This is a genomic window from Streptomyces sp. NPDC029139, assembly GCF_055564335.1.
This window is the reverse complement of sequence record NZ_JBVHWN010000005.1, coordinates 1-21,824: the sequence shown is the minus strand read 5'-3', so window position 1 is coordinate 21,824 and position 21,824 is coordinate 1. Positions and strand designations below refer to the sequence as shown.

The following is a 21,824-nucleotide window of genomic DNA, read 5'->3' as shown; positions in this document are numbered from 1 at the left end:
CGGCCCAGCGGCGGGCTGGAGGTGAGCCGCGCTCGGCGACTCGTGCCTCATGAGCCGGCCCCGGGGCCGGGGCGCCCGGCGTCCTCCCGCGGCCCGTCCGCCACGAGCGCGTGGAACAGCGGCCAGCCGTCCTCCTCCCGCACGCCGTTCGTGGTGGGGAGCAGGCCGCGCGCCAGGGCCTCGTCGAGGAAACGGCGTGCCACCCCGGGCTCGTTGAGATTGAGGACGCGGCCGCCCGCGCCGATGATCTCGCCCTCGCCCAGAGGCCAGCCCCCCACCGCCCCGCTCTCGCCGGAGCGGAAGACCAGGCGGAGTTGGGCCTGCGGGGCGTCGGCGCGACGCAGGGAAAGGGTTTCGCGGCAGTCCGGGTGCCGGTGCCGTCGGCCCCAGAGCCAGACGGTGTCGCCCACCACCAGCTTGCGCGGCACGCCCTTTCGTCGCATCCGCCCACCGTAATCTTCCGGGAACCCGGTGGACCAGTGCCCAGGGGTTCTTCATAGGGTGCTCGCATGCCCGACGAGTCTCCCCTGATCCGTAGTCTGCGCGCCGCGGTCGCCGCCGCGCCCGAAGACGTGCCCCTGCGGCTCCACTTCGCCGAACTGCTCCTCGCCGAGGGCCTCGGTGACCAGGCCGTCACCGAGGCGGCCGTCGCGCTCCAGCACGCGCCCGGCGACGCCGCCGCCCGCGCCCTGATGGCGCGGGCGATGGGCCTGCCCGCGGCGCCGAAGGAGACACCCGCCGAAGCGCCCGTCCCGGCCCGGGAAACCCGCGCGGCCGGACCCCAGTCCGGACCCGAGTCCGGACCCGAGTCCGGACCCGAGTCCGGACCCGAGTCCGGACCCGAGTCGGGACCCGAGTCCGGGCTCGCGCCCGAGCGGCCCGCGCCCGAGGAGCCCGTCTCCGGGACCTCCGCCTTCGACTGGGCCGCCGCCGAGCAGGAGGTCGGCGACCTCGTCGGACCCCGTTTCGTCACCGGCGCGGACGGAGAGACCGAGCAGCCCCTCACCTCCGACGGCAGCGGGGACGCCGGCGACGTGTCCGCCTGGGACGTCGACGTCCCCGGTTCCGTACGCCTCGCCGACGTCGGCGGCATGCAGGAGGTCAAGGACCGCCTGGAGGCCGCCTTCCTCGCCCCCATGCGCAACCCCGAACTGCGCAAGCTGTACGGCAAGTCCCTCCGCGGCGGCCTTCTCCTCTACGGTCCGCCCGGCTGCGGCAAGACCTTCATCGCCCGCGCCGTCGCCGGCGAACTCGGCGCGAGCTTCATGTCGATCTCGCTCTCCGACATCCTCGACATGTACATCGGCACGTCCGAGAAGAACGTCCACGACATCTTCGAGACCGCCCGCCGGCTGGCCCCCTGCGTCGTCTTCCTCGACGAGCTGGACGCGCTCGGCGCCAAGCGCTCCCGCACGAACCACGGCGGTCTGCGCAATGTCGTCAACCAGCTCCTCACGGAGCTCGACGGCGTCAACGGCGCGGAGAACGAAGGCGTCTTCGTGCTCGCCGCCACCAACGTCCCCTGGGACGTCGACCTCGCGCTGCGCCGCCCCGGCCGGCTCGACCGGACGCTGCTCGTGCTGCCGCCCGACGCCCCGGCACGCGAGGCGATCCTCCGCTACCACCTGCGCGAGCGCCCCATCGAGTCGGTCGACCTGGGCAAGCTCGTCAAGGCCACCGAGGACTTCTCGGGCGCCGACCTCGCCCACGTCTGCGAGACCGCGGCCGAGTCGGCGCTCCTCGACTCCGCCCGCACCGGCACCGTACGCATGATCAACATGAAGGATCTGCTGGGCGCGGCGAAGCAGATCAAGCCCTCCAGCGAGTCATGGTTCGCCTCCGCCCGCAACGTGGCGATGTTCGCCAACGACGGCGGGACGTACGACGACCTGGTCGTCTACCTGAAGAAGAAGCGCAAGCTGTGAGCGCGACACCCTCGCACCCGCGGGTCGAACAGGCCGACGCGCTGTACGGCATGGAGCGGTACGAGGAGGGCTTGGCCCTGGTCGACCGACGGCTCGCCGAGGCACCCGACGACCATGAGGCGTGGACCACGCGCGCCCGGTGCCTGTGCGGTCTCAAGCGGTACGAGGAGGCGCTCGACGCCGCCGACGAAGCGCTGAAGATCGAACCCGAGCTCGCCGAGGGTTTCTTCATGCGCGGATTCGCCCTGCGCAGGCTGGGCCGGCTGCCCGAGGCCGATCAGGCCCAGCGTGAGGCGATCCGCCTCGCGCCGCACCGCTGGGGGCCGCGCGCCCAGCGCGCCGAGATGCTGATCTTCGTCGGCACGAAGGAAGAGGCGTTCGAGGAGGCCATGGAGGCGGTACGCCTCGGTCCCGACGTGGTCGACACGTGGCACACCATGTACAAGGTCGCCTCGTTCAACGAGCGCTTCGACCTGGTGGAGGAGTCCGTCCAGCAGCTTCTGCGCATCGACCCGACCGACAGCCTCGCCGTCACCCGGGTCACCGAGCGGGAGGCCCGCAAGCCCGGCACGTCCGCCGCCCGGGCCGCCGATCTGTACGCGGGCGGCCTCGCCGCCAGCCCCGGCGCCCCGGCGCTGCGCAGGGACCTCGACAGGGCCGTCTACCGCATGCTGCGCGGCACCCGGTGGCTCGCCCTGCTCTGCCTCGCCGTGGCCGCCGTCACCGCCGACATCTTCGTGACCGGCGGCGAGGACCCGAAGGAGCTGCCGATCCACCTCGGCACCCGGCTCTGGGCCCTGTGCCTGATGGCGGCGGTGTGGGGATTCGGCGCCTGGCGCCGCTATCTGCGGATGCGCACCGGCGCGCAGCTGACCGTACGCGCCCTCGTACAGCGACTGTTCTGGCCCCGGGTGGTCCTCGGGCAGGCCATCCTCGCGACCCTGTGCGCCCTGCTGATCGTGCTCGTGCCGTGGACGGACCGTACGATCCCCCAGATCCTGTTCTGGCTGGGACTCGTGCCCAACCTGCTCAGCATCACGCACGACCGGGACAAGGTGTGATGAACCACCTGGGAGACAACACTCTGGACAGGGCCGACGCGCTCTTCGACGTCGGACGGTACGAACAGGCAGCCGCCCTCGCCGCCCAGCGCCTGGCCACCGACCCGCACGACGTCACCGCGCTGGTCCTCCTGGCCCGCTGTCAGCACCGCCTGGGCCGGGAGCAGGAGGCGTGCGACTCCGTCGAGGCGGCCCTGCTCGCCGAGCCCGACTCGCTGCCCGCCTGGCTGATGCGCACCCACATCCTGCTCGCGCTGAAGAGGTACGAGGAGGCCGAGCGGTCCGCCCGGTACTCCGTCCAGCTCGCCCCGCACTACTGGGGCAGCCATTACGCCCTCGGCACCGTCCTGGACCGGTCCGTCCGCGTCGAGCGCCGGCGTGAGGCGTACGAGGCGGCCCGTACCGCCGTCGCGCTCGCCCCCGAGGAGAGCGACGCGCACTTCCTCGTCGGTCTCACGGCTCAGCGCAACGGCGACCACGGAGTCGCCAAGCAGGCCTACGAGACGGCTCTGCGGCTCGACCCGCAGAGCAGCGAGGCCCACAACAACCTCTCCCTGCTGCATCTGCGCCGCCGCTGGTTCCGGCCGGGGGCGTGGACGAAGGCCGCCGAGGGCTTCGTCGAGTCCGCCGCCCTCGATCTGAACGACCGGCAGGCCCGCTACAACCTGGAGACCATGGCCTGGGGCACGGCCGCGGGCGCCCGTTGGGTGGCTCTTCTCGGCTTCGTCGCGGCAGCCCTCGGCTCGGCTCCGCTGCGTACGGGGGCGTCGGGCGGCGAGGCGCTCGTCCCGTACGTGATCGGCGCGGCCGTCCTCGTCGGAGGCTGGGCCGGCTGGGCGCTGTGGATCACCCGGCGCGTGCCGCCGCGGCTGCGTCGCCCGCTGCTCCTGGTGGCCCGCGGCTGCAGACCGGTCATCGCGATGGCGGTCGCCGTCGGCCTGCTCGGTCTGCACTCGGTGGTGTCCCTCGCGCTGTGGCGGGCGGACGCGGGGGTGGTCGGCGGTCTCGGTACGCCGCTGTTCTGGGCGGTGGTCATCACGTACTGGGTGAGCCGCTCGGCCCTCGGCCGCCGCGCTCCGTCGTAGGGGCACCGCACCGTGCGGGGAGGGCACGGAGCGCCGCGCCCCGCCGCGACCCGCGCCCCGGCCGCGCGTGGCCGATAGCATGCCCGAGTACCTGATCATCGAAGGCGAGGAGGCCCGGGCCATGGCCGGAGAGCCGCAGAGCGACTGCCTGTTCTGCAAGATCGCGGACGGGGAGGTTCCGGCGACGATCGTGCGCGAGACGGAGACGACCGTCGCCTTCCGGGACATCAACCCCCAGGCGCCCACGCACGTGCTCGTCATCCCGCGCGTCCACTACCCCGACGCCGCGAGCCTCGCCACGGCCGCGCCGACCATCGCCGCCGACGTGCTGCGCGAGGCCGGCGAGATCGCCGCGCAGGAGAAGGTCGAGGGCAGCGGTTTCCGGATCGTCTTCAACACCGGGGCCGGCGCCGGCCAGACCGTCTTCCACGCCCACGCGCACGTCCTCGGCGGCCGCGGTCTCAACTGGCCGCCGGGATAAGACGTGTCCGTACGAGAACTCGTCGTGCTCGGGACCGCCAGCCAGGTCCCGACACGGCACCGCAACCACAACGGCTATCTGCTGCGCTGGGACGGCCAGGGCATCCTCTTCGACCCCGGCGAGGGCACCCAGCGCCAGATGCTGCGGGCCGGGGTCGCCGCCCACGACATCGACCGGATCTGCGTCACGCACTTCCACGGGGACCACTCCCTGGGCCTGGCGGGCGTGATCCAGCGGATCAATCTCGACCAGGTCCCGCACCCCGTCACCGCGTACTACCCGGCCAGTGGACAGCGCTTCTTCGAGCGGCTGCGGTACGCGACGGCCTACCGCGAGACGGTGAAGCTGAGGGAGACGCCGGTGGCCGCCGACGGCCCGCTCGCCGTCACGGACGCGTACACCCTCGACGCGTGCAAGCTCTCGCATCCGGTGGAGTCGTACGGCTACCGGCTCACCGAACCCGACGGGCGCCGCATCCTGCCCGAACGGCTCGCCGCGCACGGCATCACGGGCCCGGACGTCGGCCGGATCCAGCGCGAGGGCGTCCTGGACGGTGTGACGCTGGAGGAGGTCAGCGAGGTCCGGCGCGGACAGCGGTTCGCCTTCGTCATGGACACCCGGCTCTGCGACGGGGTGTACGCGCTCGCCGAGGGCGCCGACATGCTGGTCATCGAGTCGACCTTCCTCGACGAGGACGTCAGACTCGCCGCCGACCACGGTCATCTGACGGCCGGACAGGCCGCCGCCGTCGCCCGCGACGCGGGGGTGCGGCACCTCGTCCTCACCCACTTCTCGCAGCGGTACGGCGAGCCCGCCGAGTTCGAACGCCAGGCTCGGGCGGCCGGGTACGACGGCGAACTGAGCATCGCCCAGGACCTGATGAGGGTCTCCCTCCCCAAGCGATAACCCCCAGCCGCAGCCGCCGGGCGTCCGGCCTCCCCGAGCCCCCCGAGCGTCACCCCCCACCGAGCGTCAGCCCTCCCCACGAGATAGACGAACCACCCATGCCCCTCCGCGTCCCCAAGGCAGAACTCCACCTCCACATCGAGGGCACCCTCGAACCCGAGCTCGCGTTCGCGCTCGCCGCGCGCAACGGCGTCACGCTGCCGTACGCGGACACCGAAGAGCTGCGCAGGGCCTACCTCTTCAGCGACCTGCAGTCCTTCCTGGACCTGTACTACGGCCTGATGGCCGTGCTGCACACGGCCGAGGACTTCACCGAGCTCGCCGACGCGTACCTGGCGCGGGCGGCGGCCCAGGGGGTGCGGCACGCGGAGATCTTCTTCGACCCGCAGGCGCACACGGCCCGCGGGGTCGCGCTCGGCACGGTGATCGAGGGCCTGGCCGCCGCGCTCGACCGGGCCGAGGAGCGGCACGGCGTCTCGACGCGGCTGATCATGTGCTTCCTGCGGGACGAGTCCGCCGAGTCGGCGATGGCGACCCTGGAGGCCGCGCGGCCGTATCTGCACCGGATCACCGGGGTCGGCCTGGACTCGGCGGAGGTCGGCCACCCGCCCTCGAAGTTCCGCGAGGTGTACGCGGCGGCCGAGGCGCTCGGGCTGCGCAAGGTCGCCCACGCGGGCGAGGAGGGGCCGCCGGCGTACATCCGTGAGGCCCTGGACGTGCTCGGCGTGGAGCGGATCGACCACGGTCTGCGCTGCATGGAGGACCCGGAGCTGGTGGAGCGGCTCGTGCGGGAGCGGGTGCCGCTCACGCTCTGCCCGCTGTCGAACGTACGCCTCCGGGCGATCGACGTCCTGGAGGACCACCCGCTGGCATCGATGCTGGCCGCCGGTCTGATGGCGACGGTCAACTCCGACGACCCGGCGTACTTCGGCGGCTATGTGGGCGAGACCTTCGACGCGGTCCGGGGCGCGCTCGGGCTGGACCGCGAGCAGCTGCGGACGCTGGCCCGCAACTCCTTCGAGGCGTCCTTCCTCGACGACGACGAGGAGCGCAGGGCGCGCTACCTCGCCGAGGTGGAGGCGTACGACTTCGACGCGGAGTAGCACGACCCAGGAGCCCGGGCGTCAGCCCGGCGCAGCCGCCCAGGGGGCGTGGCTCGATGAGCCACGCCCCCTGGGCGGCTGCGTTCCCGCTTCCCGCCAAACCCTTGACGCCATGGAACGGATGCTATTGAGTGTGCGACCAATAACCTATTAGCCGGTTGACCAATACCCGGAGGGCTCCGTGGCGTCCACGCTTCCTGACCCGCACCCCAGAACGGACGACGCGTCCGGAGCCGCCCCGCCGGCCTCGGGCGGTGCGGGCCGCGCGGGTCGCATCGAGGCGCACGGCGTCGACCGCGTCCCCGACTCCGAACGCCACGGCCGCCCCCGCGAGCTCTTCTCCGTCTGGGCGGCGGCGAACGTGAACTACCTCAGCCTGGTGATCGGCGGCGCCCTCGTCCTCATGGGCCTGAACCTCTGGCAGTCCCTCGCGGTCATCGTCGTGGGCAATCTCTTCTGGCTGCTCACAGGGCTCCTGGCCACCTCCGGACCCGCCGCGGGCGCGCCCAGCGAGGTGATCACCCGGTCCCTCTACGGCGTCATCGGCAACCGGTTCAACAACGCGATCGGCGGCTGGCTGGTCTCGGTCTGTTACTTCGCCCTCAACCTGGCCGCCGCCGCGGCCGCCGCCTTCGCTCTCGTCGAGAAGGCCGGCGTCACCGCGAACACCGGCGTCAAGGTCGTCGTCGTGGTGGTCATCGCGGCGCTCACCCTGATCATCAGTGTCTACGGACACGGGATGATCATGAAGCTGTACCTGCCGATCACCCTGGTGCTCGCCGCCGCCTTCGCTGTCGTGGCCTTCGCGGTGGCCGGCCACGCCGACTTCGCGTACCGGCCCGCCGAGCCGCTGACCGGCATCGACCTCTGGGCCGTCCTCGTCGCGGGCGTCACCATGATCGCCTCGGGGCCGCTGTCGTACACCACCAGCGCCGACTTCTCCCGTTACCTGCCGCGGACGGCCTCGCGGAAGGGGATCGCCGGCTGGACCGCCTTCGGCGCCTTCCTGCCCAGCGTCCTCACCTGCTCCCTGGGCGCCGTCGCCGCGACGGCGGTCGACATGACGGACCCCCAGAGCGGGCTGGAGCAGATCCTGCCCGGCTGGTTCCATCCGGTCTTCCTGCTCGCCCTGGTCCTCGGCACCATCGCCATCAACGCCCTGACGGCCTACAGCGCCGGACTGGCCCTCCAGGCCGTCGGCCTCCGCGTCCGCCGCTCGGTCAGCGTCGTCTTCGACGGCATCGCCGCCGTGGCCCTGACGCTCTACGGCCTGCTGGCCTCCACCCTCCTCGACACCGTCAGCAACGCCCTCCAGCTGGCCGTCGTCCTGATCGGGCCCCTCATGGCCGTCTACGCCACGGACATCGTGCTGCGCCGGGGCCGCTACGACGGAGCCGCCCTGTCCGACGAGACCCCGGACAGCCCCTTCTGGTACACCGGCGGCGTCAACCTGGCGGGCGCCCTCGCGCTCGGGACGGGCGTGGCCTCGGCGGCCCTGTCCGTCAACACCCTCTACGCGGGCCCGGTCGCCGACGCGCTGGGCGGCGTGGACCTCTCCCTGCCCGCCGGCATGGCGGTCTCCGCCGCGGTCTACGCCGTCCTGATGCGGAAGCACCCGACCGTGCGGGCGGCGAGGGCGGAGGCGTGAGCGACCGTACGAACCTCCGTACCACCGGCGACGGCCCGGGACGCCACCGTCGCCCTGGCCTAGCCCCGGTCGCCGGGGCGGGCCAGGCGGAAGGCGCGGCGGTCGGCGCGGCGGCGGGACGGGACCGGGATCTCGGCGACCTCCTGTTCCGGCGCGCCCATCTGCGGGACGAGGCCCGTGGCCGCCGTCGTCGTGCCCGCGACCACGGCCGCCGGAGCGCCACCGCGGCGGCGCACGGACCCCGGGACCAGCGGGCGGCCCGAGGTGTGCAGGGCGACCGCCGTCATCGGGACCGCGACCAGCAGGAGCAGGACGCACAGCACCAGGCCCATGCCCGGATACCCGGCCTGCGCGGACAGGACGCTGCCGGTGACCGGGCCGCAGGCCACCCCGAGGGAGGACGCCGACCCGACCAGCACGGCCCAGCGGCCGCGCGGGTCCAGGGAGGCGGCGAGGCCCAGCAGGTAGGACAGGACGACCGGGTAGAAGAGGTTCCAGAGGATCTCGCCGGTCGCGAAGGCGGCCAGGCTCCCGGCGCTCGAACTCACCAGGACGCACACCGCGATGATCGCCGTACCGGCCCCGATCGGGACCGCGCGGCCCAGCCGTGACCCGAGAGCCCCGGCGGCCGAGACGCCCGCGAGCCCGGCGCCCAGCGCCACGGCGAAGACCGCGCCGACGGTGACCTCGCCGAGTCCCGCCTGGGTGAGGCCGATGTGGCCGCTCACGCCCCACAGGGCGTTCTGCGCCATGGACCACAGCAGGATCGCCGCGGCGAGCACGAGGCCCGAACGGCGGTGGGGGAGCACCACGCCGTCGCCGCCCCGCTCCGGCACGTCCGCCGCGTCGCGCACCGCGTCTCGCGCCGACCCCCTCGCCAGGCCGCCCGTCAGCGGCCACACCAGCGCCGCCGCCAGCGCGATCGACGCGAACGGCAGCGCGTGGCCGCCGCCGAGGTGCGGCAGCGTGAGGTACAGCGCGCCGGCCGCCGCCGAGACCGACAACAGGCCGAGCGTGGAGGCCCGGTGCGGGTCCCGCTGGGCCGCGATGCCCGCGGCGGCCACCGCCAGCGTCGTACCCGAGCCGAAACCGCCGACGACCGCGCCGCTCACCACCAGCGGCACGCTCGTGGTGAGCGCCGCCGCGCCGTAACCGGCGCACATCGCCAGCAGGCCCGCCCGCGCGGCCCGGCGCGGGCCGATCCGCTCCACGCGCGCGGCGAGGGTGAAGCCCGCCGACGCGGAGGCGAGGAGGAGGACCGATCCCACCAGGCCCGCCTGGGCGGGGGTGAGACCGAGACCCGCGGAGAGCCGCCCGACGACGGTCGGCAGCAGATACGGGGCGAGATAACCGGCCGTGAACAGGGCGACGAGAGGCCCCAGGGCACGCGGGCGCGACAACATGGGCGTTCCAGGAAAGGGGGAAAGAGGGGTGGAGCGCCCGGTGTTGCACGGGATCGCGGGACATATGTATCAAGCGATGGAGGGCCCCGAGAAGAGAGGAGAGGCCGGAATTTACCCGTTACGCTTGTGATCTGGGTCACTATAGGTTTGGGGTTCGATTCCCCGGGTAACGAAGCGCCCTCTCGGTGCTGCGTCACCCCCGTCACCGGACCCCCATCAGGCACACTGACCTGATCCGCACCACGTACGGGGAGGCCGCCGTGACCACACCAAAGGGAGACCAGCAACACGACGCCGGAGTCGACCCGTTGGTGTGCCTGCGGGAGCCCACCGACCCCGACTGCGACGTCTTCCTCACCGGCACGGTCTTCCTCGACATCATCTTCACCGGACTCGACAGCGCCCCCGTGCGCGGCACCGAGTCCTGGGCCAGGGGCATGGGTTCCAGCCCCGGCGGCGTCGCCAACATGGCCACCGCCCTCGCCCGCCTCGGCCTGCGCACCTCGCTCGCCGCCGCCTTCGGGGACGACCACTACGGCGAGTACTGCTGGGACGCCCTGGAGCAGGGCGAGGGCATCGACCTCTCGCTCTCCCGGACCGTGCCCGGCTGGCACTCCCCGGTCACCGTCTCCATGGCGTACGAGGGCGAGCGCACGATGGTCTCCCACGGTCACGACGCGCCGCCCCAGGAGGGCGCCCTGCCCGCCTACCCGCCGCACGCCCGCGCCGCCGTCGCCTCGCTGGTGCCCGGGCGCTCCGAGGAGTGGATCGCGCAGGCCGCCCGCGGCGGGGCGAAGGTCTTCGCGGACGTCGGCTGGGACGAGACCGGCCGCTGGGACCTGAGCGGGCTGGCCGACCTGGAGCACTGCCAGGCATTCCTGCCCAACGCGCAGGAGGCCATGCGGTACACCCGTACCGACTGCCCGCGGGCCGCCGCCCGGGCGCTCGCCGACAAGGTCCGCTACGCCGTGGTCACCCTCGGTGCCGAGGGCGCCTACGCGGTGGACGGGGCCACCGGCGAGACCGCCGAGGTGCCGGCGATCCAGGTCTCCGCCCTCGACCCGACCGGCGCCGGCGACGTCTTCGTGGCCGGCTTCGTCACCGGCACGCTCGCGGACTGGCCGCTCGCCGACCGCCTGGCCTTCGCCGGGCTCATCGCGGCGCTGTCGGTGCAGGAGTTCGGGGGCTCGCTCTCCGCACCCGGCTGGGGTGAGGTCGCCGCCTGGTGGGAGCACGTCCAGGACCACGTCTGCCAGGACCCGGAGGCCCTGCGCGCCCGCTACGCCTTCCTGGAGCGGCTGCTCCCCGCCGCCGGCCGCCCCTGGCCACTGCGCCGGGCGGTCCCCACGATCGGCTTCCGAGCGGCGACCCTGTAAAAGCCTTCGGCCTTGTCAGCGCCACGTCGTAGGCTTGTATCCCAGAGGTTGTCGAGCAGCGAGAACCCTGCAACGGGAGGTATGTGCAGGCCACAGTGCCGGCCCATGACTCAGACACCCACAGCCCGCAATGGCGCGCAGGGCGAGGCCCGCGCCCACTTCACCGTCCCCGCCAAGCATCCGATGGTGACCGTTCTCGGCTCCGGTGACGCACTCCTGCGCGTGATCGAGAAGGCGTTCCCGAAGACCGACATCCATGTCCGGGGAAACCAGGTCAGCGCGGTGGGCGAGGCGACGGAAGTCGCTCTCATCCAGCGACTGTTCGACGAGATGATGCTGGTGCTCCGCACCGGACAGCCGATGACGGAGGACGCAGTGGAACGCTCGATCGCCATGCTCAGGGCGAGCGAGAACGGCACGACGGAGGCAGGCCAGGAGACCCCGGCCGAGGTGCTCACCCAGAACATCCTCTCCAGCCGTGGCCGCACCATCCGCCCCAAGACCCTCAACCAGAAGCGGTACGTCGACGCGATCGACAAGCACACGATCGTCTTCGGCATCGGCCCGGCGGGCACCGGCAAGACGTATCTGGCCATGGCCAAGGCGGTCCAGGCCCTGCAGTCCAAGCAGGTCACCCGGATCATCCTGACCCGGCCGGCCGTCGAGGCCGGTGAGCGGCTCGGCTTCCTGCCCGGCACGCTCTACGAGAAGATCGACCCGTATCTGCGTCCGCTCTACGACGCGCTGCACGACATGCTCGACCCCGACTCGATCCCGAAGCTGATGGCCTCGGGCACGATCGAGGTCGCGCCGCTGGCGTACATGCGAGGCCGCACGCTCAACGACGCGTTCATCATCCTCGACGAGGCGCAGAACACGAACCCCGAGCAGATGAAGATGTTCCTCACCCGCCTCGGCTTCGACTCCAAGATCGTCATCACCGGTGACATCACCCAGGTCGACCTGCCGGGCGGTACGAAGAGCGGTCTGCGGCAGGTCCGCGAGATTCTGGACGGCGTCCAGGACGTGCACTTCTCGCTGCTCACGTCGCAGGATGTCGTCCGGCACAAGCTCGTCGGCCGTATCGTCGACGCGTACGAGCAGTACGACAGCCGCAACGGGAAGTAGTAACAGAGCACCATGTCGATCGACGTCAACAACGAGTCCGGAACCGAGGTCGACGAGCAGGCGATCCTCGACATCGCCCGCTACGCCCTCGCGCGCATGCGCATCCACCCGCTCTCCGAGCTCTCGGTGATCGTCGTGGACGCTGAGGCGATGGAGCAGCTCCACATCCAGTGGATGGACCTGCCGGGCCCGACGGACGTCATGTCCTTCCCGATGGACGAACTGCGCCCGCCGTCCAAGGACGACGAGGAGCCCCCGCAGGGGCTCCTCGGCGACATCGTGCTCTGCCCCGAGGTCGCCACCCAGCAGGGCAAGGACGCGCCGACGGAGCACTCCATGGACGAGGAGCTCCAGCTCCTCACCGTCCACGGAGTGCTGCACCTGCTCGGATACGACCACGAGGAGCCGGACGAGAAGGCCGAGATGTTCGGCCTCCAGGCGGCCATCGTCGACGGCTGGCGCGCGGAGAAGGGCCTCACCGGCCCGTCCCCGGCGCCGACCGTCTCCTGAGCCCCCGATGAACGCATCGCTGATCCTCGGCGCGGTCGGCCTGGTCATCGTCGCCTGGCTGGCCGCCTGCGCCGAGGCCGGTATCGCCCGCGTCTCCAGCTTCCGCGCCGCCGAGGCCCTCCGGTCGGGGCGGCGCGGCGCCGAGAAGCTCGTCGAGGTCGCCTCCGACCCCACCCGCTATCTCAACGTGGCGCTGCTCGTACGCGTCTCCTGCGAGATGGCGGCAGGGGTCCTCGTCACGTACGCCTGCCTGGAGGAGTTCTCCGAGACCTGGGAGGCGCTGCTCATCGCGATCGCGGTGATGGTGCTCGTCTCGTACGTGGCCGTCGGCGTCTCGCCGCGCACCATCGGCCGGCAGCACCCGCTCAACACGGCGACCGCCGCCGCGTACGTCCTGCTGCCGCTGGCCAGGATCATGGGCCCCGTCCCGCAGCTGCTCATCCTCATCGGCAACGCGCTCACCCCCGGCAAGGGCTTCCGCAAGGGCCCCTTCGCCTCCGAGGCCGAGCTGCGGGCGATGGTCGACCTCGCCGAGCAGGAGTCGCTGATCGAGGACGACGAGCGCCGGATGGTGCACTCCGTCTTCGAGCTCGGCGACACGCTCGTACGCGAGGTCATGGTGCCCCGAACCGACCTGATCTGCATCGAGCGGTTCAAGACCGTCCGCCAGGCCCTCACGCTCGCGCTGCGCTCCGGTTTCTCCCGCATCCCCGTCACAGGCGAGAACGAGGACGACATCGTCGGCATCGTGTATCTGAAGGACCTGGTCCGCAAGACGCACATCAACCGGGACGCCGAGGCGGACCTGCTGTCGACGGCGATGCGCCCGGCCGCCTTCGTGCCGGACACCAAGAACGCCGGCGACCTGCTGCGGGAGATGCAGCAGGAGCGCAACCACGTCGCCGTCGTCATCGACGAGTACGGCGGCACGGCCGGCATCGTCACGATCGAGGACATCCTGGAGGAGATCGTCGGGGAGATCACCGACGAGTACGACCGCGAGCTCCCGCCGGTCCAGGAACTGGGCGACGACCGCTACCGCGTCACCGCCCGCCTCGACATCGGGGACCTCGGCGAGCTGTACGGCTTCGGCCCGGACGAGTACGACGACGAGGACGTGGAGACCGTCGGCGGACTCCTCGCCAAGGCGCTGGGCCGAGTGCCCATCGCGGGCGCCAAGGCCGTCGTGGAGCTGCCCGACGGGCGCTCCCTGCGACTGACGGCCGAGTCCCCGGCGGGCCGCCGGAACAAGATCGTCACAGTGCTCGTGCAACCCGCGCCCGTCGTGTCCGAGGAGCCGTCCGGTGACGCCTGACCAGCTGCGCGCCTTCTGCCTGGGGTTCAACGACGCCGCGGAGGAGTTCCCCTTCGGGCCGGACACCTCCGTCTTCAAGGTCGCCGGGAAGATGTTCGCGCTGTCCTGGCTCGACGGCCGACCGCTGCGGATCAACCTCAAGTGCGAGCCGGAGGAGGCCGTACGGCTCCGCGAGGAGTACCCGGCGGTCACCCCCGGTTACCACATGAACAAGCGCCACTGGAACACCGTGACCGTCGGCGAGCTCCCGGACCGGATGGTCCGGGAGCTCGTCGAGGACTCGTACGACCTGGTCGTCGCGGGTCTTCCGAAGGCGGTACGGCTCCGCCTCGACCGCCCCTAGCGGACCTCCCGCCTCCGTGGGCCTCCGACGTCCGCGGACCTCCCGCCTCAGGGGGTCGCCCGCCTCCGCCGCAGGCCGAAGGCCAGCAGGAGCGCCGCCGCCAGCACGATCGCCGCGTCGACGGCGAGGACGGTGCGGACACCGTCGTACAGCTCCCCGCCCGTCGTCGCCAGCACACCGAGCAGCGGGATGCCGACGGTGAGGCCGACCTGCTGGGTCGTCGTCACCAGACCGGTCGCCAGCCCCTGCTCCTCGTCCGGGACGCCGGAGGTGACGGTCAGGCCGTACGAGATGATGGCGCCCAGGTGGCACATGCTCGCCAGTGAGACGCCGACGCCGGCCAGGAGGGCGCCCGACTCCGTGCCGATCGCGAGCAGCGTCGCCACGAACAGGCCCTGTCCCGCGAGGGAGAACACCAGCGTGCGGCGGACGCCGATCCGACCGATCACCTTCGGGACGACCGTCCCGGCGAACATCGACACGGCGCCCTGCACGCCGAAGACAAGTCCGGTGGCGAAGGCGGAGAGCCTCAGCGTCTCCTGCAGGTACAGGGTCAGCACGAAGATGACCGTGGACATCATCGAGAACGTCACGAGGCCACCCAGATTGCCGAAGGCCACCGTCCTCCGCCGCAGCATCGGCAGCGAGACCAGCGGGGCGTCGTGCCGGGACTCCACCACCACGAAGGCCACGAGCAGCAGCAGGCCCGCCCCCAGGGCGACGAGGACGTCCGTGCCGCCGAAGCCGCGTTCGGCGGCCGTCGTCAGGGCGTAGATCAGGGCGAGCAGCCCACCGGTCACGGTCACCGCGCCCGGCACGTCGAGCCGCGGCCGGTCCGTGGTCCGCGACTCGGGCAGCAGACCGGGGGCGAGCGGCAGCACGATCAGGGTGAAGAGCGCCAGCAGGCCCATCGTGGAGCGCCAGCCGAGGGTGTCCGTCATGACCCCGCCCAGGACCATGCCGATGGTGAAGCCGAGCGAGAGCAGGGTGCCGGAGATGGCGAGCGCCCGGTCCCGCAGCGGGCCCTCGGGGAAGGTGGTGGTCAGCAGAGACATGCCGGTCGGCACGATCGCCGCCGCGCCCACGCCCTGCAGAGCGCGCCCGGCCAGGAACGAGGCCGGGTTCCAGGCCAGGGTGGCCAGCAGCGAGGCCGCGCCGAAGAGCGCGAGGCCCGCGAGGAAGAGCTTCTTCCGCCCGTACAGGTCGCCCATCCGGCCGAACAGCAGCAGGAACCCGCCGGACGGCAGGGCGAACGCGGTCACCGCCCACTGGAGGGCGGACGTGCCGAGGCCGAGATCGGCGCCGAGGACGGGCAGCGCCACGTTCAGTACGGAGAAGTCCAGGGCCACCATGAACTGGGCGGCGCACAGCACGAACAGGATCAGACGGGAACGGCCGGTCAGGGCGGCCGGAGGGGCGGGGGCCGGGGCGGATGCCGGCGGAGTGGCGGTCGTTGTCATGACCCCCACCCTCGGCGTGCGGGAACAAGCGTGGGGAGCGGGAACTTATCCTGTTGGTCGCACCACCAGGCATTCCGGGGGAGGAAGCACACGTGGCCCCAGCGGTCGAGAGCATGGACGCCAAGGCGCACCGACTGGCCGAACTGCGCGAGTTCCTGATGAGCCGTCGGGCCCGGGTCACCCCGGCCGAGGCCGGTCTTCCGGACGGTGGCGCCCGCCGCCGTACACCCGGCCTGCGCCGGGAGGAGGTCGCCGTCCTCGCGGGTGTCGGCGTCTCCTGGTACCAGTGGCTGGAGCAGGGCCGGGACATCACCGTCTCGCCGCAGGTGCTCGACTCGGTGGCGCGGGTGCTCCGGCTCAGTGGGGCGGAACGCCGCCATCTGTACGTCCTCGCCGGGCTCAACCCGCCCGCGCCCGAGGTGGATCCGGCGGCGCGGGAAATGTGCGCGGGTCTGCGGCGGCTGATCGACGCGTGGATGCCGTTCCCGGCGCACATCATGGACGTGTACTGGAACACGATCATGTACAACGAGTCGGCGTCCGTCGTCCTCGGCATGCGGCCCGAGATCTCGCAGAACTGCCTCGTCTCGTTCTTCACCGACCCGATCTACCGCTCCCGTTCGACCGACTGGAAGCGGCTCGCGCCGCAGGTCGTCGCACAGTTCCGGGCCGCCTGCTCGGAGTGCCCCGACGACGAGGGCTTCCGCGCGGTGGTCGAGGAGGTGAAGGCGGCGAGCGAGGAGTTCGCCGAGCTGTGGGAGCGGCGGGACATCTCCCCGGGCGGCCAGATCCGCAAGGAGATCGAGCACCCGCTCGTCGGCGTCCTGCACGTGGAGTCCACACAGTTGAGGGTGCCGGCCCGCCCCGACCTGACGATCGTCATGCACACCCCGCTGCCGTCGGCGGACACGGCCGCGAAGCTGGAATGGCTGGTCTCCCCGGAGGGACGGCGCGGGGCGATGTATCCGATCGCGGGCTGAACGGGCTCTGCCGTCCCGCCCTGTCGGTGGCCCCGTATATCCTCCTGGCGATCCGGCCGTCCCCCACCGGTGCCGGTCTGTCCCACCACCCTCACCCGCAAAGGGCTCATTCACCATGCGCACTCGCATTCGCCACGGACTGGCCGCCGCTCTCGCCGTCTCCGCGCTCTCCCTCACCGCCGCGTGCGGTGGCGGCGCCGCCAAGGACGACGCGAAGAAGGACAACGCGGCCGACAAGCCGGCCGCCGAGCAGACCACGTCGGCGGCTCCGGCCGCGCCGCTGACCTCCGAGCAGCTGAAGGCGGCGTCGCTGACCGTCAAGGATCTGCCCGCCGGCTGGAAGAGCGGCACGTCCGACACGGACCAGGTCCAGCCGAAGGCGGACAAGGCGGAGTGCCAGCCGCTCGCCGGGCTGATGGCCGACGCCATCACCGGGGCGACGATGGGCCCGTCCGGCAGCTTCGAGCGCGGCAGCGACTCGGCCGTGCTGGAGAGCCAGCCCTTCACCTTCCCGGCCGCCGGTGCCACGGACTTCGTCAAGGCGATCGGCACCTCGCTGGACGCCTGCAAGGGGTTCGCCGCCGACTTCCAGGGCATGAAGATGACCGTCACGGCCGAGAAGCTCACCGGCCCGAAGGCCGGCGAGGAGTCGCACGCCTTCCGGCTGAACATGAAGATCGCGGACATCTCCATGACCGTCGAGTCGAACATGCTCGTCGTGCGGCAGGGCACCGGCGTCGCCCGTGTCTCCCACGTGCCGCCGAACGCCGCCGGCCACAAGGACTTCGAGGCCCTCGCCAAGCTCGCCGCCGACAAGTTCGTCAAGGGTGCCCAGAGCTGACCCCCTGCCCCGACCTATGCTCGGGGTATGACACTCAAGCCCGACCACGGCGATCTCGGCGCCGAGGACCTCAAGATCATCACGCTGGCGCGCAGCGCCCGCGCCCGCAACGGTGTGCCCGAGGGCGCGGCGGTACGGGACGAGACCGGCCGCACGTACGTGGCGGGGACCGTGGCCCTGGAGTCGCTCAGGCTGAGCGCGCTCCAGACCGCGGTCGCGATGGCCGTGGCCAGCGGGGCCCAGTCCCTGGAGGCCGCGGCCGTCGTCTCGACCGCCGACGCCGCCTCCGACGAGGACCGCGCGGCGGTACGGGACCTCGGCGGCCCCGAGACCCCGGTACTGCTCGCCGGCCCCGACGGGCAGCTGCGCGCGGCGGTCACGGCGGGCTGAGGTCCGGCAGACTCGAAGGGGCCCGGCGGTTCGACCGCCGGGCCCCTTCGCGCGCCGATGAAGGATCAGCGGAGATTCTCTTGCCTTCCCCGGCCCGCTGCGCGTCAATGAACGCGGTCCGCCCGACGGTCCGTCAGATTCGCGCCTCACGCAGCGTCCCCGCACCACCCCCCGACCGGCGTCGCCCCAGGCGGCGCCGGCACCTGTGCTGACCAGGTGAAACGCCCTCCGGCTCGGTGATGTTGACAGTGTCTGATGGGTCATCAGTCGGCGCATTTCGATTCCATTGACTTCTCCTGGCGCGCGGCCGTCAATGGCGCCCTCTCATCCCTCAGGAGGGGGCACACATGGCACCCAGAACACCGACCCGAAGACGGCGCTGGACCGCCGCACTCGGCGTCGCCGCCCTCGCGGTCACCGCCGGCGGCGTGTCGGCCGCTCCGGCCGGAGCCCTGGCGACCGCGTCCCAGGCGGTCGACTTCCCCACGCACTGCGTCCCGCCGCCGATCGCCGGCATCCCGCCCATCGACGGCACGACGACCGCCGAGATCACCGTGGACAAGCCCACCCCCAAGGTCGGCGACACCGTCACCGTCACCTACAAGGTCACCAAGCCGGCCGCGTCCAACCCGGTCGACCTGGCCCTCCCGGCCGACATCATGACCCCGAGCGGAAAGGTCGTCCTGGGCGGCGCACAGACCGGCGCGGTCACCGTCACCGGCCCCAAGAAGAACGACCCCGTCCCCGGCAAGGGCACGTTCCCGCCGTTCTCCATGACCGGCACGTTCACCGTCACCACGCCCGGCTCGATCACCCTCTCGCCCGGCGACTACAACATCCACACCAGCTACCTGATGGAGTTGGACACCCCCTGCACGGTCACCGACCCGCCCGCCCCCGTCTCCGGGACGATCACGGCGAGCGCACAGCCGGGCGCCAACGAGCGGGCCATCTCGCTCGGCACCGCCTCCGGCGCACCCGGCGTCCCGGTCACCGTGACCGGCGCCGAGTTCACCCCGCTCGCCGAGGTCACCGTCGTCGGCCGGTCCGGAGCGGCGGAGACCGCCGACCGGATGACCGTCACGACCGACGGCGAGGGTGGCTTCACCGCGCGCCTGAGGGTCGACGACAAGGCGACCACCGGCATCGTGGCGTACGAGGGGACGGCCTGGGACCCGGAGAAGGGCGCCGGACCGGCCGCGTACACCGTCGTCGACGACACCCCGCAGCCGCCGAACAGCCAGAAGATCCACGCGGCGGTCACGGCGGGCGAACTGTCGATGACCCAGGCCGGTGACTCGGTCCAGCTGTCGTCCGTCGACTTCGGTCAGGGCGGCGCCGCGACCGGCGATCTGAGGACGGTGACGGTGAAGGACTTCCGCGGCGGCCCCGCGGGCTGGTCCCTGACCGGCAAGGTCACCGACTTCACGGGCCCGGGCGGCTCCATCGGCGCGGGACAGCTCAGCTGGACCCCTGCCTGCGCCACGAAGTCCGGTAGCCCCAGCACCTGCGTTCCCGGCTCGGCGGGGACGGTCGGCAGCGGCGGGGCGACCCTCGCCTCGACCCCGAACGGCACGCTCACCGGCGGCGAGTTCACCGTCGACGCCACGGTCTCCCTCGACGTCCCGGCCTTCACCGCCCCCGGATCGTACGCGGGCGTCCTGACCCTGACGCTGAGCTGATCCATCGTCACGTGTACCTCGGCCGATGAACCGAGCCACACCAAGCGGGCCGGGCGCGCACCCGGTCGGCCCGCTCCGATCCCGGGGGGGTTCACCGCACCGTGCGCAGGAAGCTGTACGTCATCGTCCTCACCGCCACCCTCGTGCTGCTCGGCGCGCCCACCGCTCCGGCCGCCGAGAACGGCGAGTGGGCCGTCCACCCGGCCGCCTCCCGGCTCGGGAGCCGGCCGTACTTCTATCTCTCCGCCGACCCCGGCACGACGCTGACCGATCGGGTCACCGTCACCAACAAGACCGGCTCCCCGCTCACCTTCCGCCTCTACGGCGCCGACGCCTACAACACCGAGCGCGACGGCGGCTTCGCCATCCGCACCCGGCAGGAGAGGCAGACCGGCGCCGGCGCCTGGATCACGCCCGAGCGCACCCGCGTCACCGTTCCGCCCCGCTCCTCCGTGACCGTGCCCTACACCCTCGCCGTCCCCGCCGACGCCGAACCCGGCGACCACCCCGGCGCGCTCGTCGCCCTCGACGAACGGATCCGACCGGGCAGCGGCCCCGTCGCCGTCGGCGTGCAGCGGGCCGTCGGCGCCCGGGTCTACCTCCGGGTCACCGGCCCCACCGTCCCCGCCCTCGCCGTCGAGGACGTCACCCTCGACCAGGACCGGCCACTCGTCCCCGGCGCCGGGACGAGCACCACCCTCATCTCGTACACCCTCCACAACCGCGGCAACGTCACCCTCGAGCCCGCGGTCGCCCTGCGCGCCGAGGGCGTCTTCGGCCGCACCCTGCTCGCCCGCGACCTGGAGAACATCCCCTCGGAGCTGCTGCCCCGCCAGAAGATCCGGCTCACCGAGCGCTGGACGGGATCGCCGCAGTTCGACTGGGGCGAGGTGACCCTCACCGCCACCGCGAAGGACGTACGGGAATCCGGACGGGCGTCCTTCCTCGCGCTGCCCTGGCTCGCCGCCGCGGTGGTCCTGGCCGGGGGAGCGGTGGCCCTTGTCGGCCTGTGGGTACGGCGTCGGCGGGCACTGGGTACGTGAGCCGGCCCGGCATCGGGGAGAATGGCCCTCATGAGCGCTCGTAATCAAGAATCCGAAGCCGTCCACCGGGCCGGCTTCGCCTGCTTCGTCGGCCGTCCCAACGCGGGCAAGTCCACCCTCACGAACGCTCTGGTCGGCCAGAAGGTGGCGATCACCTCCAACCGGCCACAGACCACCCGGCACACCGTCCGCGGCATCGTGCACCGCCCGGACGCGCAGCTGATCCTGGTGGACACGCCCGGCCTCCACAAGCCGCGCACCCTGCTCGGCGAGCGGCTGAACGACGTCGTGCGCACCACGTGGGCCGAGGTCGACGTGATCGGCTTCTGCCTGCCCGCCGACCAGAAGCTCGGCCCCGGCGACCGCTTCATCGCCAAGGAACTCGCGGGGATCAAGAAGACCCCGAAGGTCGCGATCGTCACCAAGACGGACCTCGTCGACTCGAAGACCCTCGCCGAGCAGCTCATCGCCATCGACCAGCTCGGCAAGGAGCTGGGCTTCGAGTGGCAGGAGATCATCCCCGTCTCGGCCGTCGCCGGCTCGCAGGTCCAGCTCGTCGCCGACCTGCTGATCCCGCTCCTGCCCGAGTCCCCGCCGCTCTACCCGGAGGGCGACCTCACGGACGAGCCGGAGATGGTCATGGTCGCGGAGCTGATCCGCGAGGCCGCGCTGGAAGGCGTACGGGACGAGCTGCCGCACTCGATCGCCGTGGTCGTCGAGGAGATGATCCCCCGCGAGGACCGCCCGGCGGACCGGCCGCTGCTCGACATCCACGCGAACGTCTACATCGAGCGCCCCAGCCAGAAGGGGATCATCATCGGCCCGAAGGGCAGCCGCCTGAAGGAGGTCGGGATGAAGTCCCGCAAGCACATCGAGGCGCTGCTGGGGACCCCGGTCTTCCTCGACCTGCACGTCAAGGTCGCCAAGGACTGGCAGCGGGACCCGAAGCAGCTCCGGAAGCTCGGCTTCTAGCCCACCCGGCCGGCCGGGGGGCGGGGGCGTCACGCCGCCGCCTCCCCGTCGCACGGGACGACCGCCGGGCGGCCCCGCTAGGTTCTGTCGTCAAATGTCACGCCCACATCAGGAGCGATGCGAGGGTGACGGCTGCTTCGTAGGACTGGGCGGTCTTGTCGTATCGGGTGGC

The 21,824-nt window shown here is 72.1% G+C and carries 21 protein-coding genes; 18 read left to right on the top strand and 3 right to left on the bottom strand.

The window, feature by feature from the left end:
• Nucleotides 1-47: 47 nt before the first annotated feature.
• On the bottom strand, nt 48-443 hold the full coding sequence (locus tag ACZ4VW_RS14125; protein ID WP_467961948.1) for a hypothetical protein: 396 nt from the start codon (nt 441-443) through the stop codon (nt 48-50).
• A 66-nt stretch (nt 444-509) separates the two neighbouring features.
• Here ACZ4VW_RS14125 and ACZ4VW_RS14120 point away from each other — a divergent pair, with 66 nt between their 5' ends.
• The 7 genes from ACZ4VW_RS14120 to ACZ4VW_RS14090 all read left to right on the top strand — a co-directional run bounded on the left by ACZ4VW_RS14120 (nt 510) and on the right by ACZ4VW_RS14090 (nt 8,209).
• Nucleotides 510-1,925 carry an ATP-binding protein gene (locus tag ACZ4VW_RS14120; protein WP_467961946.1) on the top strand — a complete coding sequence of 472 codons (1,416 nt, stop codon included), beginning with the start codon at nt 510-512 and terminating at the stop codon, nt 1,923-1,925.
• Nucleotides 1,922-2,986 carry a tetratricopeptide repeat protein gene (locus ACZ4VW_RS14115; protein WP_467961944.1) on the top strand — a complete coding sequence of 355 codons (1,065 nt, stop codon included), beginning with the start codon at nt 1,922-1,924 and terminating at the stop codon, nt 2,984-2,986. The genes ACZ4VW_RS14120 and ACZ4VW_RS14115 overlap by 4 nt, the downstream gene beginning before the upstream one ends.
• Nucleotides 2,986-4,071: a tetratricopeptide repeat protein gene (locus ACZ4VW_RS14110; RefSeq protein ID WP_467961942.1), complete on the top strand. Its 1,086-nt coding sequence runs from the start codon at nt 2,986-2,988 to the stop codon at nt 4,069-4,071. Before ACZ4VW_RS14115 ends, ACZ4VW_RS14110 begins: the two co-directional genes overlap by 1 nt.
• A gap of 121 nt (nt 4,072-4,192) precedes the next feature.
• The gene (locus tag ACZ4VW_RS14105) at nt 4,193-4,552 is read left to right on the top strand and encodes a histidine triad nucleotide-binding protein (RefSeq protein WP_467962498.1); all 360 of its coding nucleotides are present in this window, start codon (nt 4,193-4,195) and stop codon (nt 4,550-4,552) included.
• 3 nt (nt 4,553-4,555) lie between these two features.
• Nucleotides 4,556-5,458: a ribonuclease Z gene (locus ACZ4VW_RS14100; protein ID WP_467961940.1), complete on the top strand. Its 903-nt coding sequence runs from the start codon at nt 4,556-4,558 to the stop codon at nt 5,456-5,458.
• A 98-nt stretch (nt 5,459-5,556) separates the two neighbouring features.
• Nucleotides 5,557-6,561: an adenosine deaminase gene (locus tag ACZ4VW_RS14095; RefSeq protein ID WP_467961938.1), complete on the top strand. Its 1,005-nt coding sequence runs from the start codon at nt 5,557-5,559 to the stop codon at nt 6,559-6,561.
• A 181-nt stretch (nt 6,562-6,742) separates the two neighbouring features.
• A complete protein-coding gene (locus ACZ4VW_RS14090) occupies nt 6,743-8,209 on the top strand; it encodes a purine-cytosine permease family protein (RefSeq protein WP_467961936.1) in 1,467 nt (488 codons plus the stop codon).
• Nucleotides 8,210-8,268: 59 nt separating this feature from the next.
• Here ACZ4VW_RS14090 and ACZ4VW_RS14085 read toward each other — a convergent pair whose 3' ends face one another.
• Nucleotides 8,269-9,612, bottom strand: coding sequence for an MFS transporter (locus tag ACZ4VW_RS14085; protein ID WP_467961934.1), 1,344 nt, complete (start codon nt 9,610-9,612; stop codon nt 8,269-8,271).
• A 260-nt stretch (nt 9,613-9,872) separates the two neighbouring features.
• On the opposite strand from ACZ4VW_RS14085, the gene ACZ4VW_RS14080 reads away from it, so the two are divergent.
• From ACZ4VW_RS14080 to ACZ4VW_RS14060, 5 genes are all read left to right on the top strand, one after another.
• The gene (locus ACZ4VW_RS14080; protein WP_467961932.1) at nt 9,873-10,988 is read left to right on the top strand and encodes a carbohydrate kinase family protein; all 1,116 of its coding nucleotides are present in this window, start codon (nt 9,873-9,875) and stop codon (nt 10,986-10,988) included.
• Nucleotides 10,989-11,093: 105 nt separating this feature from the next.
• Nucleotides 11,094-12,116: a PhoH family protein gene (locus ACZ4VW_RS14075; protein WP_467961930.1), complete on the top strand. Its 1,023-nt coding sequence runs from the start codon at nt 11,094-11,096 to the stop codon at nt 12,114-12,116.
• 12 nt (nt 12,117-12,128) lie between these two features.
• Entirely contained in the window at nt 12,129-12,626 is a 498-nt protein-coding gene (gene ybeY / locus ACZ4VW_RS14070) for an rRNA maturation RNase YbeY (protein ID WP_017239253.1), read from the top strand.
• A gap of 7 nt (nt 12,627-12,633) precedes the next feature.
• Nucleotides 12,634-13,941 carry a hemolysin family protein gene (locus ACZ4VW_RS14065; protein WP_467961927.1) on the top strand — a complete coding sequence of 436 codons (1,308 nt, stop codon included), beginning with the start codon at nt 12,634-12,636 and terminating at the stop codon, nt 13,939-13,941.
• Nucleotides 13,931-14,284 carry an MmcQ/YjbR family DNA-binding protein gene (locus ACZ4VW_RS14060; RefSeq protein ID WP_467961925.1) on the top strand — a complete coding sequence of 118 codons (354 nt, stop codon included), beginning with the start codon at nt 13,931-13,933 and terminating at the stop codon, nt 14,282-14,284. The genes ACZ4VW_RS14065 and ACZ4VW_RS14060 overlap by 11 nt, the downstream gene beginning before the upstream one ends.
• A gap of 47 nt (nt 14,285-14,331) precedes the next feature.
• Here ACZ4VW_RS14060 and ACZ4VW_RS14055 read toward each other — a convergent pair whose 3' ends face one another.
• A complete protein-coding gene (locus ACZ4VW_RS14055) occupies nt 14,332-15,744 on the bottom strand; it encodes an MFS transporter (RefSeq protein WP_467961923.1) in 1,413 nt (470 codons plus the stop codon).
• Between the two features lie 113 nt (nt 15,745-15,857).
• Between ACZ4VW_RS14055 and ACZ4VW_RS14050 the strand changes: the two genes are divergently transcribed.
• From ACZ4VW_RS14050 to era, 6 genes are all read left to right on the top strand, one after another.
• Complete coding sequence (locus ACZ4VW_RS14050) at nt 15,858-16,724, top strand: helix-turn-helix transcriptional regulator (protein ID WP_467962496.1); 867 nt, start codon at nt 15,858-15,860, stop codon at nt 16,722-16,724.
• Between the two features lie 115 nt (nt 16,725-16,839).
• Nucleotides 16,840-17,565 carry a hypothetical protein gene (locus ACZ4VW_RS14045; protein ID WP_467961921.1) on the top strand — a complete coding sequence of 242 codons (726 nt, stop codon included), beginning with the start codon at nt 16,840-16,842 and terminating at the stop codon, nt 17,563-17,565.
• A gap of 27 nt (nt 17,566-17,592) precedes the next feature.
• Nucleotides 17,593-17,955: a cytidine deaminase gene (locus ACZ4VW_RS14040; RefSeq protein WP_467961919.1), complete on the top strand. Its 363-nt coding sequence runs from the start codon at nt 17,593-17,595 to the stop codon at nt 17,953-17,955.
• A 347-nt stretch (nt 17,956-18,302) separates the two neighbouring features.
• A complete protein-coding gene (locus tag ACZ4VW_RS14035; protein WP_467961917.1) occupies nt 18,303-19,637 on the top strand; it encodes a WxL domain-containing protein in 1,335 nt (444 codons plus the stop codon).
• Nucleotides 19,638-19,738: 101 nt separating this feature from the next.
• Nucleotides 19,739-20,680 carry a DUF916 domain-containing protein gene (locus tag ACZ4VW_RS14030; RefSeq protein WP_467961915.1) on the top strand — a complete coding sequence of 314 codons (942 nt, stop codon included), beginning with the start codon at nt 19,739-19,741 and terminating at the stop codon, nt 20,678-20,680.
• A 21-nt stretch (nt 20,681-20,701) separates the two neighbouring features.
• Nucleotides 20,702-21,652 carry a GTPase Era gene (era, locus tag ACZ4VW_RS14025; RefSeq protein WP_467961913.1) on the top strand — a complete coding sequence of 317 codons (951 nt, stop codon included), beginning with the start codon at nt 20,702-20,704 and terminating at the stop codon, nt 21,650-21,652.
• The last annotated feature ends 172 nt before the right edge of the window (nt 21,653-21,824 follow it).